Raw genomic sequence first — 18270 nt, forward strand, 5'->3', positions numbered from 1 at the left:
CTGTTTCTGTCACCGCGCAGCCTCCTGTTCAACTGGTTGTGCAACCGCCTGCTGAGCGGACTGCAGTGAAGAATCTTCGGGTCGACGCTCGCGTACCCAGTCGATCTGGCGTTGCGTCGGTCCAGTCACCTCACCCTTGTAGTAGTCGTCGTCGGACATGCCTTCGACCATCGGGTGCGGTGGTGCCAGCATGCCGTCGGCAAGGGGAACAAGGAGCTGGTGCTTTTCGTAGATTTCCGCTTCGCGGCGGTACTCCGACAGTTCGAAGTTGTGTCCCATGGTGAGCGCACGCGTGGGGCAAGCTTCGATGCAGAATCCGCAGAAGATGCAACGCAGGTAGTTGATCTGGTAGACCGCGCCGTAACGTTCCCCTGGCGAGTACTGTGCGTCAGGCGTGTTTGAGTGGGCTTCGACGAGGATGGCGTCGGCCGGGCAGGCCCACGCGCACAGCTCGCAGCCGATGCACTTTTCCAGGCCGTCAGCGTAACGGTTGAGCTGGTGACGCCCGTGGAAACGCGGCTGCACGAACGGCCCCTCGAAGGGGTACTGTTCGGTGACAGTAGGGCGGAAGAATGACGTGATCGTCACGCCATACCCTGCCACGGGGGCAAAGAACTCACTGACCGGGCCGCGATGATCGTGCTCGTAGAGCAGCTCCTCATCGGGTCCCAATGGCGGAAGATGCTTGTCTGACTTACTCATCGGTTTCCTCCTGAGCATCAGTCGCGACAGTCGTGTTGGCTGCAACCCCAACTGGCTGGGCTCTGCCGGCTCGCGGTGACGGCGGCAGCTGCTGGCCGGGCTTGGGCGGGACAGGGAATCCGTCGGCTAACGGATCGAACGTTTCGGTCACGTCGTCTCCCTCGCCGGTGGTTTCGCCCTCACCGGAATCCAGGAACCACATGACTGCAAGGGCGATGACGAAGATCGCGAGGATCACGCCAAGGATCACCGGCATTGAGGTGTCAACCCAGGCGGTCACTCCACGCAGCACTGCTACGGCAACGACCCATGCCAGGGCAACCGGGATGAGACGCTTCCAGCCAAACTGCATGAACTGGTCGTATCGGATACGCAGCAGCGTGCCTCGCGTCCAGATCATCAGGAACATGAAGAACCACATCTTCAGGAAGAACCACACGATTCCGAACCATCCGTCGTTGATGACGGGCACGTGCGACAACGGCCACGGTGCGTGCCATCCACCAAAGAACATGGTGGTTGCCACGGCTGACACGTTCAGCATGTTGACGTATTCGGACAGGTAGTACCAGCCGAATTTCATGGAGGAGTACTCCGTCATGTGTCCGGCGACAAGTTCGCCTTCAGCTTCGGGCAGATCAAAAGGCAGGCGGTTGACCTCGCCGACTGCCGAGATGCAGTAGATAACAAAGGCGGGTGCCAGCGTCACTGCCCACCAGAACGGAGTCTGTGCGGCAACGATCTGGGAGGTGGACATTGATCCCGACATGATGAACACGGAGACCAGGGCCAGGCCCATCGACAGTTCATAGGAGATCACCTGCGCGGATGAACGCACGGCGCCGTACAGCGGCAGCGTTGAACGCGTCGACCAGCCACCGAGGACGATGCCGTACAGGCCCAGCGAGGTGATCGCCAGGATATACAGCGCAGCAACCGGCATGTCGGCCAGCTGCAGTGGCGTTGAGTGGCCGAACATGTTGACGTTCGGGCCAAGCGGGATCACTGCGAACACGCTGAATGCGCAGAACGCTGCGATGGCCGGGGCCATGAAGTAGAGGAACTTATCGGAGCGCCTGGTCCACATGTCCTCTTTGAACAGCAGTTTCAACGCGTCAGCGAAAGCCTGGAACAGGCCGAACGGGCCGGCAACGTTCGGGCCGGGCCTGGTCTGCATGCGTCCCAGTCCGCGTCGTTCCACCCACAGGGCGAGCAACACGTTGAAAATCAGGAACAAGATGATGAAGACCGCTTTGATGAGGGTCAGCCACCACGTTTCCTGGGAGAAGTCCGCCACTGTGTAGTCGGGAATCGCCAGCGGAAGCGTTGTCATCATCGGGTCACCTCCACTGCGTGTGAGAGCGTCACAACGGAACCGGCTGTTCCCAGTGACTCATGTACAAGTGATCCTTGGGAGCACTCAGGCAGCCAGACCACACGATCGGGCAGATCGGTGACCTCCACCGGCAGCGTGAGCGATCCGCGTTCGGAGCTAACAGTCAGGGCGTCGCCTTGCGACATTCCCAAAGCCGACAGCGTTGCCTGCGAGATGAAGGCAACGGGGCGGCGCGCTGTTCCAGCCAGCTGCGGTGCGCCGTCCTGAAGGCGTCCGGCGTCGAGCATCGGTTTGTGAGTGGCCAGAACAGCCTGTCCCTCGCTCACCGATTCGACGGGCGGGGCGGTTGTGGTAGCCACATCCATGACGCAGCGTTCACCGGACCAGTCCATCACGGGGTTGACCTCGTCATACAGATCCTTCAGCGTGGCTCCACCCAGATCGACATCAAATTCGCGCGCCAGTCGCACGAGCACATCGCGATCAGTCAGCGAGCGTGACGAGATCGCCTGGCCGAAGGGGCGCAGTCGGCCTTCCCAGTTGATGAAGGTACCGTTCTTTTCCAGTGGCGGGGCAACGGGCAGCACCACGTCAGCAAGCTCAGTGACATCGGACGCGCGCACTTCCATCGACACGAGGAAGTCCACTGCGTCGAGCGCATTGCGTGCCGCTTTCGGATCGGGCAGGTCACGCAGGTCAACACCTCCCACGATCAGGGCGCTGACAGAGCCGGTGCGCACACCGTCCAGAATGTCCTGAATGTCCATGCCGGTTGTGGTCGGCATGCCTGCCGTATCCCAGCCCATGCTTTCGCGGGCACCGGCATCGGCAAGTGAGCGACCAAATGGCAGCAGGCCGGGAAGAAGTCCGGCTTCAACCGCTGCGCGGTCACCGCTTCGGCGTGGAACCCACTGGAGTCGAGCTCCAGTTGCCTGAGCGAGCTTGGCGGTTGCAGTCAGCAGCCCGGGGGTGCGCGCTGCGCGTTCTCCGACCAGGATGATCCCGCCGTCGGACAGAGACTCGACGAGGGCGGTGCCTTCGGCCGCTGCTCCGCTGGTGAGCGACGCGAGAACTTCGGTTTCAGTTCCGGGTGCGGCGTGCACCACCTGTGCGTTGAGCTTGAGTGATCCACTTGTCGTCATCGGCGCAATGGTCGTGACGTGAGTGGTTCCCTTCAGGACGCCTTTACGCAAGCGCAGGAAAATGGATCCGCATTCGTCTTCGGGCTCGAGTGCGACCAGCAGGACGCTCCCGGCCTTTTCCAGATCCGCATACGTCACACCCAGGCCTGTTCCTGCTACGTGTGCTGCGAGGAATTGGCGTTCTTCCTCGCTGGTTTCGCGAACGCGTGCATCGATGGAATCGGTCCCCACAACAGTGCGAGCAAACTTGGACCATGCCCAGGCATCCTCGAAGGTCAGACGGCCGCCAGGAAGCATGCCAACTGTTCCCTTGTCACGCGCCACCTTCAGTCCTTCAGCCACGCGGTGCAGCGCGTCGGCCCAGGAGGTCGGCACCATCTGACCGTTTTCTCGAACCAGCGGTGTGGTCAGGCGGGATTCACGATCCCATTCAAAGGCGAAGCGATCCTTATCGGTGATCCACTCTTCGTTCACGTCCGGATCGTTGCCGGCCATGCGGCGCACGACCTGGCCGCGACGCACGTCGATACGGATCGCTGATCCGGATGCGTCGTGTTCTGACACCGACGGTGTGGAAACCAGGTCGAAGGGGCGTGCACGGAAGCGGTAGGACGACGCGGTGAGCGCGCCGACCGGGCAGATCTGAATAACGTTGCCGGAGAAGTACGAGGCGAATGCGCGTCCCGACTGGTCGTATCCTGATGGTGGAAGCTCTCCCCCGTTGATGGATCCAATGACGCCAGCCTCGCCGTATGGACCAGACAGCGGCACAGTTCTCGCGTCGTGGGCACCTTCGTCGTGGAACCCGATGACCTGGGTGTCGAAGGAGCCGATCTGTTCGCCCATGAAGTAATGGTCGTCTGTCGGTGAGGTACCGCCGCCGCGACCTTGCAGGTCGATGAACGCGTCGCCTGCAATCTCCTTACCGAAACGCACGCAGCGCTGGCACAGGATGCAGCGGTCACGGTCCAGCATGATGTGGCTGGTCAGCTTCAGAGGCTTGGGGAAAGTGCGCTTGGCGTCAGCGAATCGTGACTTTGCGCGTCCTTCTGTCATGGCCTGGTTCTGCAGGGGACATTCGCCGCCCTTGTCGCAGATAGGGCAGTCCAGCGGGTGGTTGATCAGCAGGAACTCCATAACGCCGCGCTGTGCTTTGTCGGCAATCTCGGAGGTGAACTGGGTCTTGACGACCATTCCCGGGCTGACTGTCTGTGCGCATGAGGGCTGCGGCTTGGGCATGAAGCGCAGCTCGCCGGTCTTGCGGTCAGGCATTCCGACTTCGACAAGGCACTGGCGGCATGCAGCTGCAGGTGCGAGCAGTGGGTGATCGCAGAATCGTGGAATACGAATTCCAGCCTGTTCCGCAGCGCGAATGACCAGCGTTCCCTTGGGAACGGACATCTGGATGTCATCGATCGTAATATCGACCATTTCTGGCGCGTCGCTCATCGGGCACCTCCTCTAGTGAAGTTAGCGGACGCTTCGTACGGGAACAGCTCCTGTGCGGGCGTCGTCAAACCGGCTTCGAATTCTTCTCGGAACTTGCTGATGCCGGACCTGATTGGTGTGGCTGCAGCGTCACCGAGTGCGCAGAAGCTGCGACCGGCGATGTTCCCGGCGATCTCTTCGAGCAGATCGACGTCTCCGGGAAGTCCCTTGCCCTGTTCCAGGCGCAGCATGATCTGCTTGAGCCAGTACGTTCCTTCGCGGCACGGCGTGCATTTGCCGCACGATTCGTGCTGGTAGAACTCGGTCCAGCGGGTAATGACGCGCACGACCGATGTGGTCTCGTCGAACACCTGCAGTGCACGCGTTGCCAGCATCGATCCGGCCTGTCCCACGGATTCGTAGTCGAGGGACACATCAAGTTCAGCTTCGGTAAACAGCGGGGTGGATGATCCGCCTGGTGTCCAGAACTTGAGGGTGTGGCCTTCGCGGATGCCTCCGGCCATTTCGATCAGTTCGCGCATCGTGATGCCGAATGGTGCTTCAAACTGGCCTGGGTTCTTGACGTGGCCTGAGACGGAGAAAATACCGTGGCCCTTGGATTTTTCCGTGCCCATCGAGGCGTACCAGTCATCTCCGTTGCGGAAAATCCCTGGCACCTGCGAAATGGATTCGGCATTGTTAATAACAGTCGGGCGCGCGTACAGGCCTTCAGCTGCCGGGAACGGGGGCTTCAGGCGCGGATGTCCGCGACGACCTTCCAGGGAGTCCAGCAGTGCGGTTTCTTCACCGCAGATGTAGGCACCGGCACCTGCGTGAGCAATGATGCGCAGGTCTTCCAGCAGGCCAGCCTCTTCAGCTTCGCGAATCGCATTCAGGAGGCGGCGGTAGACGTGGACGACCTCGCCACGCAGGTAGACGAAAGCGTGGTGGCAGTTAATGGCGCGGCATGTGATCGCCATGCCTTCAACCAGAATGTGCGGGTTCGCCATGATCAGCGGGATGTCCTTGCAGGTTCCCGGTTCTGATTCGTCGGCGTTGACCACGAGGTACCGCGGCTTGCCGTCATCGGGAGGCAGGAAGGACCACTTGAGTCCGGTCGGGAAGCCTGCGCCGCCTCGGCCTCGCAGACCGGCAGCCTTGACCTTCTCGACGATGTCAGACGGTTCAAGGGCGCGGGCGGCTTTCAATCCTTCGTATCCGCCACGGCTCAGGTAAGACTGCAGCGTCCATGACCGCTCTGCATCCCACCCGCGCGTCAGGATCGGCGTGAGGGTTGATGGTGCGCTTAAGGAGCTCACTTGTCCTCCTCCTGTTCAGAACCGGTCCGCACCGGAGCATTCCAGTTGTTCTGCTCTGCGATGCGCAGGCCCAGCAGTGAGTTCTCGCCCGCTGAAGGGCCCTCATGTTCGTGACCATCAAGAAAACCGGCAAGTACGTGCTCGACCTCTTTGAACGTGTGGACCGTGTCGGCACCACGCGTCGGGTGGATCGGCTTATCGGCCTCGATGTCGTCGATCAGCTGAATCGCTGACTGCGGTGTCTGGTTATCGAAGAACTCCCAGTTGACCATCATGACGGGCGCGTAGTCACACGCGGCGTTGCATTCGAGGCGTTCCAGCGTAATCTTGCCGGATTCACTGGTCTCATCGGTGCCAACTCCCACATGCTGTGAGACGGCCTCCCAGATTGCGTCACCGCCCAGCACGGCGCACAGCGCGTTCGTGCACACGCCCACCAGGTAGTCTCCCGTGGGATGGCGCTTGTACTGGGTATAGAACGTCGCCACAGCGGACACTTCCGCACGTGTCAGGTCGAGGATGTCAGCGCACAGCGCGATGCCGTCAGCAGTGATGTATCCGTCAACGGATTGCACGAGGTGCAGCAGCGGAATCAGTGCTGAGCGTGAATGTCCGGTGGGATACCGGTCCACAACCACCGCCGCTTCTTCACGCAGACGCTGTTCAACTTCTGGCGCGTAGCTCATCGGTCAACACCTCCCAAAACAGGGTCAATTGTTGCCAGGCAGACAACCACGTCAGCCAGCTGGCCCCCCTCGGTCATGATGGACAATGACTGCAGGTTGGCGAATGAAGGGTCACGGAAGTGCGCGCGGTAGGGGCGCGTGCCACCGCCGGAGACTACGTGGATCCCGAGCAGGCCCTTCGGATGTTCGATGGTCTGGTATACCTGACCGGCGGGAACAGAGAATCCCTCGGTCACCAGCTTGAAGTGGTGAATCAGCGACTCCATCGACTCGCCCATGATTTCGCGGATATGTTCGAGCGAGTTGCCCTGTCCGTCGGTTGCAACCGACAGCCGTGCCGGCCACGCGATCGAGGGGTCATCAACCATGGTCGGACCGCCCTCGCACTTCTCGAGGCGTCGGAGCACCTGCACGACGATGCGCAGTGACTGGTAGATCTCGTCGAAGCGAACGAGTGTGCGGTTGTAGGCGTCGGATGAATCATAGGTGGGAACGTCGAATTCGAAATCTTCGTACCCGCAGTACGGTTGCATCTTTCGCAGATCAAACGGAATGCCGGCCGCTTTCAGGCCCGGTCCGGTCATACCGAGCGCCATAACAGCTGACAGCGGCATGTAGCCGGTACCAACGAAACGCTTTTTGAAGATCGGGTTCTGTAAGGTGAGGTCCTGCAGTTCGCCCACGTCTCTGCGGATGCGCGGCAGCTTTTCACGGATGAAGTCCACCGTTCCTGCCGGCAGGTCCTGTGCGACGCCGCCAGGTCGGATGTACGCGTGGTTCATGCGCAGGCCGGTGATGCGTTCGAAAATTCGCAGGATTTCTTCACGTGCGCGGAAGCCGATGGTCATCATCGTGGTGGCACCCAGCTCGTTGCCGCCGGTTCCGATTGCCACGATGTGCGAGGCTGCACGGTTGAGCTCCATCATGAGTACGCGGATCAGCGTGGCGCGCTCTGGAATCTGGTCGGTGATGCCCAGCAGTTTTTCCACCGCCAGGCAGTAGCCGACTTCCTGGAAGAACGGTGCGACGTAGTCCATGCGGGTGCAGAATGTGACGCCCTGTGTCCACGTGCGGTATTCCATGTTCTTTTCGATGCCGGTGTGCAGGTAGCCGGTGTCAACGCGTGTTTCGCGCACGAGTTCGCCGTCCAGTTCAAGGACCAGGCGGAGCACGCCGTGCGTCGAGGGGTGCACTGGACCCATGTTGAGCACGATGCGTTCGTTCGTGATCTTTTCGATTTCGGCGAGGACGTCTTCCCAGTCACCGCCCTGCGCCATGACTTCGGGAATGTCGTCGACATCGATGTTGGCTGTTCCGGGGGTTGCCCGGAAATTGACACGTTGTGCGTTCATCAGTTGTACGACCTCCGTGTGTCGGCCGGTGGAACGGTGGCTCCCTTGTATTCCACGGGAATGCCGCCCAGTGGGTAATCTTTGCGCTGCGGGTGTCCTACCCAGTCATCCGGCATCGCAGTACGCGTCAAAGAGGGGTGGCCATCAAAGATAATGCCCATCAGGTCCCACGTCTCGCGTTCCTGCCAGTCGTTCGCGGGGTAGATGTCGACGATGCTGGGGATGTGCGGATCTGCGTCCGGGCACGTGACTTCCAGTCGCAGCATCCTGTTATGGGTGATCGACATGAACGGGTAAATGGCGTGGAGTTCACGGCCCCTGTCGGCCGGGTAGTGCACGCCGTTGGTGCCGATGCACAGTTCAAAGCGCAGGTCCTGGTCGTCACGCAGGTGACGTGCCACGCGCTGAATGTGCTCGCGCGCAATGAAGATCGTCAGTTGATCGTGTTCGACAACGACCTTTTCGATGACGTCGTTGACATCAAGGCCATCCTCGGTAATCAGTTCTTCGAGGATGTCCACGACCGAGTCAAACCACGATCCGTACGGCCGCTGGCTGGGGGCAGCGAACGTCGCGGCCTGCTGCAGCCCGCCGAAACCGGTGGTGTCTCCGGCGTCGTGAACGCCGAACATGCCGGTGCGTTGGGCCACCACGTCGGGGGCCTGGAAGGATCCCAGCGCCTGCATCTGCCCCTGCGGCTGCACCTCATCAGGGGTAGGCGTCACTGATTCAGTTTCGCTCACGACAGGAGTCCCTTCATCTGGTGGGTCGGTGTAGCAGCAAGTGCTGCCTGCTCGGCCTTGCGTGCGATTTCCTGACGGTGGACGCCAAGCGGCTCTTTGCCGATCTGCTCACGCAGGGTGAGGACGGCGTGGATCAGCGCTTCGGGGCGAGGTGGGCATCCGGGCAGGTAGACATCCACAGGCAGGAAGTGATCGCAGCCCTGGATGACGGCGTAGTTGTTGAACATGCCGCCGGACGAGGCGCAGGCGCCCATCGAAATGACCCACTTGGGGTCGGCCATCGAGTCGTAGACGCGACGGATGATCGGTGCCATCTTGTGGGAGACACGACCCGAGACGATCATGAGGTCGGAGTGACGCGGCGAGGCGCGGAACACTTCCAGTCCGAATCGTGACATGTCAAAGCGAGGGGTGCCGGCTGCCATCATTTCAATCGCGCAGCACGCCAAGCCCATGGTGACAGGCCACTGGCTGTGTTTACGACCCAGCCCCAGCAGTTTTTCCATGCTGGTCAGAGCAATGCCTGCAGGTAACGCTTCTTCAATACCCATGAGTCCTCCTTCGCTCCTAGTAGTCCAGCCCGCCGCGGCGCCACTCGTAAATGTAGGGCACCGTGATCAGGGCGATAAAGGTCAACATGACAACAAGCCCGAACAAGCCCAGCTGGTTAAAGCTGACGGCCCACGGGTACATAAAGACGACCTCGATGTCGAAGATGATGAAGGTCATCGCGACGAGGTAGTAGCGCACCGGGAAACGGCCTTCCTCAATGTGCTGAGGGCCTGGATCAATGCCACATTCGTAGTTGTCAGCTTTGGTGCTGTTCTTGCGTGTGGGTCCCAGGATCGCTGATGCACCCAGGCCGCCCAGCGCCAGCACGATGGCTGCTGCGGCCATAATCAGCAATGGCACGTAGGGATTGGTCATTGTTCCTCCCGGTTATTGACGAGGGCGGTCAGCCCGATGGCACAACTGCAACACGGAGATTGCTGAGTCGATCTCATACCTTGGGCACCACCTTCGTGAGGGTAGTAATCAGACGGTCGTCCCATTGACCGCCGCTACGTTCAAAACCATCTGATAACAGTTTATGGACAAGTGTCATCAAGCGTGGGATTCCAAGCCCCGTATGTGTACACAAGTGCATCACTTTCGGGTTCTCGATCAGCCGCACGAAGATTCGTCCCATGGAATAGTACCCGCCATATTCCTGTTTCATCGCATGAGGGTACTCTTCCATCGCCTTATCCATGCCGGCAAGCGTCGTGCGGGCAAGACCCTGAGCCATCGCCATTGCAGCAAGACGACCCGCTTTCAGGGCCGGCGCGATTCCCTCGCCGTTGAAGGGTGAGACCATTCCGCCAGCATCACCCACCAGCACCAGTGAGTTCGCGTAGTGGGGTGTGCGGTTAAAGCTCATCGGCAACGCTGCGCTGCGCAGGGAGCCAACCTGATTGTCAGGCGTGAAACCCCACTCGTCGGGAAGGGAATCGACCCATTGCTTCAGCACTTTGTGGTACGGCAGTTTGGTTGCCTTCGCATCTGAAGAGACTGATCCCAAGCCGACGTTGACGGTGCCGTCACCCATCGGGAAGATCCAGCCGTAACCGGGCAGCGGTTCGGATTTGCCGGGCTGTCCTGCATACAGTTCGAGGTGGGATTCCATCCATTCTTCATTTGAGCGAGGTGAGCGGAAGTACGTGCGTGCCGCCACTCCGAGGGGACGGCGCGGATTCTTTTCACGTCCCATTGCGGTGGCCAGTCGCGCCGACACGCCGCCTGCATCCACCACAAGTTTGGCGTGGAACTCGACATCTTCAGCGTCTTTACCCTGCCCGATGCGCGCGCGCACGCCAGTGATGCGCCCAGTTGAGTCAGTCAACGGTCCTGTCACCGTACAGTTTTCGACCAGGCGCGCACCACGATTGCATGCGTGCTGAATGAGGTCTTGGTCGAGTTCCGTGCGGCGACGTGTCATGCCGTATCCGGGCAGTGATTTTTGGTCAGGCCATTCCAGTTGCAGGCGATGCCCGCCACCAATGACCGTCAATCCGCGGTTACGCGTCCACGTGCTTGTATCGACGCCCATCACAATGAGTTCGTACACGGCTGCAGGGGTCAGCCCGTCGCCGCATATCTTGTCCCGCGGGAATGATGCTTTTTCAAGTACGAGGGCATCAATGCCGGCACTTGCCAGGTGGTAGGCAGTTGATGCACCTGCCGGCCCGCCACCGACGATTACGACGTCAGCATCATCATGCTTCGCCACACCGTCAGACACAGTGTCTCCTCTACTTGTTGTCAAGCCTCATTCGACTAGCACCCTACTCCGATTGCCCCAAAGGGCACATTTCGTCATTTTGGCGCGAAAAAAGACTGGTTCTTTGATGTATTTGAGAAAGGGGGCCTTTACCTATTTCAGGTATCGTGAAGCGCGTCTCATTGGGCACGTCGGGCACGATGCAGCGCAACGATGCCGCCTGTCAGATTCCTGTACTCCACGCTCTCCCATCCGCTCCGCGCGATCATCTGCCCCACAGTGATCTGGTCGGGCCAGCTCTGGATCGTCTCAACCAGGTAGTCGTACGCCACGTCGTCAGATGAAACCAGGCGTGCCAGCGTCGGCATGACCACCATCTGGTGGATGCGGTACAGGCGCGAGAAAATCGGGTCAGTCGGGTGGGAGAATTCACAGATCACCAGTCGCCCGCCCGGTTTCGTCACGCGTGCCATTTCACGCAAGGCGCGTTCCGGGTCGCTGATATTGCGCAGCCCGTACGACATGGTCACGGCGTCGAATGTCGCGTCTTCGAATTGGAGGTTGGTGGCATCGCCCTGAACAAATGAGATCTCCGGGTGGCGCGCACGGCCTATCGCAATCATTCCTTCTGACAGGTCGCACGCCGTCACGCGTGCGCCACCGGCAGCGATCGCCGCAGCTGATGCACCGGTTCCGGCAGCAAGGTCGAGGATTTCCTCCCCAGGCTTGCCATCGATTGCAGTGCGCAATGCGCGCAGCCACACATGATCCATCCCACCGCTGGCAAGTGCATTCATCATGTCGTATCGACGTGCCACGGAATTAAACATTGCCGCAACTTCGCCGGGATCCTTATCTAGTTGCGCGCGCACGCCCGCCGGTGAGCTGTCGTCATTGAGGTCAGCGTCCTGGTCATAGACGTCGTAGTTCAGACCTGCCGTTTCATTCATGTCTCTATCTTTTCATGGTCTGGATACGATGGCCTCATGTCTGGCACTTTCGGTTCCGTATCTCTCAATGGCAAACTCCACGTCTCTATTGCATCACTACCGCCTTCACACCTCTGTGCGACGCGTCCGCTGGCCTCACTGCTGCCCAGCCCTGCAGACGCGTTGACGTGGTTGGGAGATCGCTGTTCGATCGTTGCCGATGGGCGCACTGCCACGATCACTGTGACAGGTACACAGGCCATCAGGCAGGCGTCGTCAGAGTGGACGAACGTGTGCCAGGACGCCCTCGTCGATACTGATTCGACAATTGACGAGGGGAGCTCACGCCTTTGTGGACCGGTTGCATTGGCCTCGTTCGGTTTTGCATGGAATACGCGCGGTGTCCTGATCATTCCGCACACCGCAATCGTCGAGCGCGATGGCGCGCGCTTCGTGATCACGACGGCGCTCGACCAGGATCCTGCTGATCCGATTCAGGCAGCCTCCGCTCTTGCCGAGGCAGCGCTCAGTACGCAGCTGACTACGCCGAAAGGACTGATGACACAGGCCGGGCGTATGACGCAGAACCAGTGGCTCAGCGCGGTGCGCCGCGTGATCCGGCGCCTGAACTCGGGAGCAGCATCGAAAGTGGTGATGAGTCGCGACATGGTCGTGGACAGTCCGACCGCTATGGATGAGCGATACCTGGTCACCCAGTTGCACGAGCAGTTTCCTTCGACCTGGACATATGCCGTTGCCGGTTTAGTGGGCGCCACACCGGAGATATTGGCGTCTAAAGAAGCTGATCATGTGTACTCGCGCGTCCTGGCTGGCACTGCAGCTCCCGGAAATGCTGACGAGTTGATGTCGTCAGATAAGAATCGTCGTGAACACGCGCTGGCCGTTGAATCTGTCACCCGCCGCCTCGAACCGATGGCCACGTCCGTCGAGTGCCCGCCCGAGCCTAGCGTGATCGAACTTCCAAACGTCATTCACCTGGCAACCGAAGTCAACGCTGTTGTGCCGGATCACTCCCTCCTCGACGTGGTGGCTGCTTTACATCCCACGGCAGCGGTGTGCGGCACACCGACAACACTGGCGTACGATCTGCTGGAATCCTTCGAGCAGACGCGTCGCGGCCGCTATTCAGGCCCGGTGGGCTGGGTCGATGCGAATGGCGACGGTGAGTTCGGCATTGCGTTGCGATGCGGACAGTTCACGCGTGAGCGCACACAGATCCGTGTCTTCGCTGGTGGGGGCATCATGCCTGACTCCGTGCCGGAGATGGAACTGGCCGAAACGCGCGCGAAGATGTCCCCTGTTCTGGACGCGCTGGGCGTGTAGATTGCGCGATTGGGTACTGGTGGTATCCGCCTAACGGAAGTATCGGCGGCCGTGCGGCGCGGCGTGGTGTGGTTGCCTCGGTGACGACGCTTCGGCGGCGCGGCGTGGTCACGTCGGTGCGGGCGTGCACCGACCCCTCAAACTGGCGGGCGCACGTGCACATACCCCTAAAAAGTCTCGCCAGAATGCACATACCCCTAGAAAAGGCGGTTCGCCATTTCATCGCTTTCCCATATGCGCAGGTCACGGGGTGTTGCGCGGAGAGCGCCAGCGGACGGTCGCGGTTCTTCTAGGGGTATGTGCACAAAATGCCGAAGATTTAGGGGTATGTGCACAAAAAGATCGAAAATCTAGGGGAATGTGCACGATTCAGCCTTAAATCTAGGGGGTCGTGCGCCGGCAGTCGGGCGATGCGTGAAAAGAGCCTCTACCTAGATGACGATGCTGGCGGACATGCGGGAACTACATGCGGCTGGGAGGTTCGGGTCAGGATCTCATCGAGAGCGCTGCGCACGCTGTCAGGAACCACAAGGTATTCGGGTTTGTGCGGCCACTGTATCGTCGGGGTTGGCTCACCCAAAGAGGCGAGGCCACCCAAAGCGCGTTCACCTTCCTCACGAATCATCTCGATCGCGCGTTCCTTGGCCGGATAGCCGATCTGCGCCTTGAACAGCAGGTCGAATGCGTCATCAAACCACGGATCGTCCGCCACTGTCAGTGCTTCCGCAGACATCTCAACCGTAACCTGCTGATCTGCCGGAACGTCAGCAATCGTGACTTCATAGGACAAGGTCTTGTTGCAGTAGGTCAGCGCCACGCGTTCAGAGGCAACCTTGTCGTTGTTGACGGTGATCGTCACGTCACCCTCGTCAATGGGCGCAACGCCGCGGAAGACGAGGGTCCACGTGCGCGTGGCCGGGAGAACGTCGACATGGTCGGCAGGCGGGTAAATGGTGAAGGTGCGCGTGTCGGAATCATCGGCAGGCGACCAGTTCAGTGAAAGAGTGGTTGCGGCCCATGCGACATTTTCCTGTGCGGCTCCGTCATCTTCCCACAGGACGAACTCACCATTATCACCGGGCATGACGATGACGCGCAGATGCTCGGGGTTGTCAACATTGTTGAGCTGGTCGGGCGCGTTATCCTGCAGCGGGATGATTGCGCCTGCGGGAGCGAAAACCGGGTAAGAATCCAGATCGCGCCATACGCGCAGGCGACGGCCGGCTTCACCGCGAGATTCGACGCGTCGACCTGTAAAGAAATCGAACCACGTGCCGCGCGGGAACCAGACGTCGGCCTGGGCTTTCATCGTGTCGTGCTCGCGTGGATCAGTGATGGCAGCGACCAGCAGCTGCGAACCGAAGCGGAATTCGTGCGGGTGATCGCAGGCATCGGCAGTCTCGGGTGCCTGCCAGTACATCGGCTCCACGAGCGGCCGCCCCTCGTAAGCTGTGTGCCTGTTCATCGTGTACAGGTAGGGAATCAGTTGGTGGCGCAGACGAAGTGCCTGGTTCATCACGCTGCGCGTCTCGTCGTGGAAGTTCCACGGCTCCTTTGAGTTGAAAGCTGATTCAGTGGAGTGCAGGCGGTTGATCGGGCTGAAGGTACCCAACTGGTACCAGCGTGCCTCCAGTTCTTCATCGCGCACACCGAACATATGTCCGCCGATGTCGTGGCTCCACCAGGAGTATCCGATGTTGGAGGCCGTGGATGTGAAGAAGGGTTGGAACTTGAGCGAGTCCCACGACACGACCGTGTCGCCGGAGAATCCAACCGGGTAGCGGTGTGAGCCTGGCCCTGCGTAGCGCGAGAAGGTCAGCGGGCGCTCCCCTGCCTGCGCGGAATCGAGGAAATGCAGGTGGTTGATCATCCATAGCGGGTCCAGGCCGGGCTGACGGGTTGTTCCGCCTTGCTGCCAGTCAAGCCACCAGAAGTCGACCCCTTCCTTTTCCATGGGGTGAATGACTTCTTCGAAGTAGATCTGCATGAAGCGCGGATCTGTCAGGTCAAATTCGGCCGGGTCCTCACTGGCCGGATCGATTCCCATGCGTGTGGCGACCCGCTGGTATGCCTCTTCAAAGGCACGGATCCCGTCGGCCGGATGCAGATTCAGCGTCGTGCGCAGCCCCCGTTGATGGAGCCAATCGAGGAACTGTTCAGGTTGCGGGAACAGGTCACGATTCCATGTGAATCCAGTCCATCCGGTGCCGTACTTCGGGTCAATGTCGTGGACAAGGTGCCAGTCCATGTCGATTACGGCAACGGACAGTGGCACGCGCTCGTCCTCAAAGCGTGTGATGAGCTCGCGGTATTCCTCGTCCGAATAGGCGTGGTAGCGGCTCCACCAGTTGCCCAGTGTGAAGCGCGGCAGCAGCGGGGTCGGGCCTGTCAGCTGATAGAAGTCGCGCACCGCGTCCGCAAAATCATGCCCGTAGGCAAACAGATAGAAGTCGTGGGACGAGGGTGTCGCTCCGGACGGCTCATCCGGATTACGGGGCTGGACCCACGTACCGAATGCGTTGTCATGCCCGTCAACTTCGCTGACTTCGCGGATCAGGTTGGACTGGGAATCATCGATCACAGCCCACCCGTCGAATGCTGCGAGGCCTTCGTCCAGTTCAACAGGACCGTCGATCTGGTCGAGTGTACGGGCGGTGCCGCCCAGGTTGGCCCGAGCCGGTTCCGAGAAACGCCAGGTGGATCCCACGCCCTTGATAAACGCAGACAACCCGAAACGGGAAAACGGTTTTTCGTCGTAGGTGATACGCACAGCGTCCGTATCGATCAGGACGCGCCCGTCGCGCCGAGTGACGCGGAATTTTGGAGTATCCCCAAAACTGCGGTTCAGAACGATCTGAGTGGCGTCGTCAACGAATTCGTCGGTGTCGGACCATTCGAATCGGATCAGCCGGTCGGTGATGATGCCGATGCGCCAGTGGGGCCCGCTCACTGTTCGCTGCGGATCCATCGAGGGGCGTGCCCCTATTTTGTCCATACTGAACAGTGAGTCGGCCACCATGGCGCTGTATCCTTCCAAGTTCAGGAGATATTGACCCGTTTAACAAGATGTTGACACGAGCATAGATCCTGGCATTTCTATTTCTGGATCTGCGATTGGAGTGTCACATCTGCACTGGCCAGTTTGCCGTCACGCACATATTCGATGCTGACGTGGTCGCCTCCAGTGTAACGGCGAATGTAGCCGGTCAGAGACTTTCCGGATTCAACCGCATTACCGTCGACGGCGGTAATGACGTCACCAGCTTTCAGCCCTGCCTCGGCCGCGGCTGAGCCATTGTTGACCTCGCTGATGGCGGCACCCATGCGCGTGGTGCCATCGACTGTGGCTGTGCCGGTTGTAATGAGCACGCCCAACACAGCGTGGTCGACTTGTCCGTTCGCGATGATCTGTTCAGCGACAGACTTCACGAGGTCCGATGGAATTGCGAAACCAAGTCCGATCGAGCCTGCAGATGAGGAATCTGAGCCCATAGATGCGATCGATGAGTTAATACCGATGACTTTGCCCTGGGCGTCAAAGAGCGGTCCGCCGGAGTTTCCCGGGTTGATCGAGGCGTCCACCTGAATCGCATTGGTGATGACCGATGGGCTGGTTTCCTTGTTCTGATTTTGAGGAAGCTGTCCGAAGGGGTCACGTGGGTCGATCTGCTGCTGGTTGTCCTGTTGTTCGGTTGCCACCTCGACTGGGCGGTTGAGTGCTGAAACGACGCCGGTGGTGACGGTTGACGACAGACCCAGTGGCGATCCGATCGCCATCACGTCCTGTCCCACCTGGACATCCGCAGATGACCCGAATGCGGCGACAGACAGGTCTGCGGGAGGATCCACAATCTGCAGCACGGCCAGGTCGGTACTCGAATCGACGCCGACAATTTCGGCGGCATAGATTCGCCCGTCAGACAAGGTGACGCTGATTCGACCATTTGAGGCATTTTCAGCCGCTGATACAACGTGGTAGTTCGTCACGATGTGACCGGCTGAGTCGTACACGACGCCCGATCCGATGTCGGCGGTTTGCCCGCCTTGGACGTTGATGGACACCGTTGCGGGAGAGACCGCTGCGGCAACTTCTGCCCACGTCGCATCGCTGCTGATGACAGGTGCAGGCTGTTGCGAGGCGTGCGAGCTCTGCGAACTGGTAGCAGTTGCCGTCGAATTATCTGAACCGACAAATTCATTAATCCCCCACGCGCCGCCAAGCGAGAGGGCAACGGCCACAAGCATCGCAGCAGCAACTGCGCCCCAGCCCGGCCCATTTTTCCGCGTCTTTCGTGCACGTTTCGTGGAGGATGCCGGCGCGGCAGTGGCGACTCGACCATAGGAAGCGGATCCAGACTCTGGGTTCGGTGATGCATAGGGATTGCGGGAATCGTGCGAGTACTGGTCACCTCGTGACGCACCTGCATACTGGCCGGATTGCGTGTACTGGCCGTTCGCCCCCTGAGCATACTGGCCGCCCTGCAGGTATTGCGTGCGCTCAGATGACTCACCTTGGTCATACGACTGCCTGTGCCCGTACGACTGGCTCTGGCCACTCGCCGCACTTTCTCCATACGACTGGGAGCTCGGGGCTACGAAGCCATCGCTGCCGCCTGCGTAGGCCGAAGAACCGCGCCCTGCATAGCTGGGCCCGTCCGGGCGGATATATTCCGTCGAGTTCGAGGGCGACCCGTAGGCATATCGGGATCCCTGCTGAACCTGCCGGCTCTGTCCGCTTTGCTCACTCGACTGGCCCTGATTTCTCTGATCGCCCTGATCGCCCTGATTTCTCTGATCGCTCTGATAACCTCGCTCCTTGAGATCACTCTGTTCACCCAGATCACTCCGTTCGGCGCCATCGCGATCGGAACGCGGCAGGTCACTCGGCGGCATATATGCCGACGAGTGGTCAGAGGTTTCCTGTGGCGCGTAAGCGTCGCGCCCATCTGGTGTCTCGTTCTGATCATTGAATTCAGATCGAGGAAATTGCTCGTTTGTCATACGTCCTTCTTTTTCTGGTCTGTGTGAT

Annotated in this window: 14 protein-coding genes; 1 reads left to right on the forward strand and 13 read right to left on the reverse strand. The window is 60.1% G+C overall.

Features of this window, described 5'->3' with window-relative positions; all coding sequences use genetic code 11:
- Positions 1 to 9 precede the first annotated feature (9 nt).
- From nuoI to BLT69_RS08235, 11 genes are all read right to left on the reverse strand, one after another.
- Positions 10 to 702: an NADH-quinone oxidoreductase subunit NuoI gene (gene nuoI / locus BLT69_RS08185; RefSeq protein WP_058237191.1), complete on the reverse strand. Its 693-nt coding sequence runs from the start codon at positions 700 to 702 to the stop codon at positions 10 to 12.
- Complete coding sequence (gene nuoH, locus BLT69_RS08190) at positions 695 to 2035, reverse strand: NADH-quinone oxidoreductase subunit NuoH (protein ID WP_058237868.1); 1341 nt, start codon at positions 2033 to 2035, stop codon at positions 695 to 697. Before nuoH ends, nuoI begins: the two co-directional genes overlap by 8 nt.
- The gene (locus tag BLT69_RS08195; RefSeq protein ID WP_070725369.1) at positions 2035 to 4629 is read right to left on the reverse strand and encodes an NADH-quinone oxidoreductase subunit G; all 2595 of its coding nucleotides are present in this window, start codon (positions 4627 to 4629) and stop codon (positions 2035 to 2037) included. The genes nuoH and BLT69_RS08195 overlap by 1 nt, the downstream gene beginning before the upstream one ends.
- A complete protein-coding gene (gene nuoF, locus BLT69_RS08200) occupies positions 4626 to 5927 on the reverse strand; it encodes an NADH-quinone oxidoreductase subunit NuoF (protein ID WP_092648795.1) in 1302 nt (433 codons plus the stop codon). The genes BLT69_RS08195 and nuoF overlap by 4 nt, the downstream gene beginning before the upstream one ends.
- Positions 5924 to 6613, reverse strand: coding sequence for an NADH-quinone oxidoreductase subunit NuoE (gene nuoE, locus BLT69_RS08205; protein WP_092648796.1), 690 nt, complete (start codon positions 6611 to 6613; stop codon positions 5924 to 5926). The genes nuoF and nuoE overlap by 4 nt, the downstream gene beginning before the upstream one ends.
- Entirely contained in the window at positions 6610 to 7965 is a 1356-nt protein-coding gene (locus BLT69_RS08210) for an NADH-quinone oxidoreductase subunit D (protein WP_092648797.1), read from the reverse strand. Before BLT69_RS08210 ends, nuoE begins: the two co-directional genes overlap by 4 nt.
- Positions 7965 to 8651: an NADH-quinone oxidoreductase subunit C gene (locus tag BLT69_RS08215; RefSeq protein ID WP_070725414.1), complete on the reverse strand. Its 687-nt coding sequence runs from the start codon at positions 8649 to 8651 to the stop codon at positions 7965 to 7967. Before BLT69_RS08215 ends, BLT69_RS08210 begins: the two co-directional genes overlap by 1 nt.
- A gap of 53 nt (positions 8652 to 8704) precedes the next feature.
- On the reverse strand, positions 8705 to 9259 hold the full coding sequence (locus BLT69_RS08220; RefSeq protein WP_058237196.1) for an NADH-quinone oxidoreductase subunit B: 555 nt from the start codon (positions 9257 to 9259) through the stop codon (positions 8705 to 8707).
- A 16-nt stretch (positions 9260 to 9275) separates the two neighbouring features.
- Entirely contained in the window at positions 9276 to 9635 is a 360-nt protein-coding gene (locus BLT69_RS08225; RefSeq protein WP_058237197.1) for an NADH-quinone oxidoreductase subunit A, read from the reverse strand.
- 73 nt (positions 9636 to 9708) lie between these two features.
- Entirely contained in the window at positions 9709 to 10989 is a 1281-nt protein-coding gene (locus BLT69_RS08230; protein ID WP_058237198.1) for a geranylgeranyl reductase family protein, read from the reverse strand.
- A 158-nt stretch (positions 10990 to 11147) separates the two neighbouring features.
- Positions 11148 to 11798 (reverse strand): ubiquinone/menaquinone biosynthesis methyltransferase, encoded by a 651-nt coding sequence (locus BLT69_RS08235; protein ID WP_257590439.1) that lies wholly within the window; start codon positions 11796 to 11798, stop codon positions 11148 to 11150.
- Between the two features lie 156 nt (positions 11799 to 11954).
- Here BLT69_RS08235 and BLT69_RS08240 point away from each other — a divergent pair, with 156 nt between their 5' ends.
- The gene (locus BLT69_RS08240) at positions 11955 to 13241 is read left to right on the forward strand and encodes an isochorismate synthase (protein ID WP_070725364.1); all 1287 of its coding nucleotides are present in this window, start codon (positions 11955 to 11957) and stop codon (positions 13239 to 13241) included.
- A 427-nt stretch (positions 13242 to 13668) separates the two neighbouring features.
- On the opposite strand, the gene BLT69_RS08245 is transcribed toward BLT69_RS08240, so the two are convergent.
- Positions 13669 to 16260, reverse strand: coding sequence for a glycoside hydrolase family 31 protein (locus BLT69_RS08245; RefSeq protein WP_257590301.1), 2592 nt, complete (start codon positions 16258 to 16260; stop codon positions 13669 to 13671).
- A gap of 77 nt (positions 16261 to 16337) precedes the next feature.
- Positions 16338 to 18242, reverse strand: coding sequence for a S1C family serine protease (locus BLT69_RS11095; RefSeq protein WP_257590302.1), 1905 nt, complete (start codon positions 18240 to 18242; stop codon positions 16338 to 16340).
- Positions 18243 to 18270: the final 28 nt, after the last annotated feature.

Origin of the sequence: Schaalia radingae (assembly GCF_900106055.1) — a bacterium.
Classification (GTDB): Bacteria; Actinomycetota; Actinomycetes; order Actinomycetales; family Actinomycetaceae; genus Pauljensenia; species Pauljensenia radingae_A.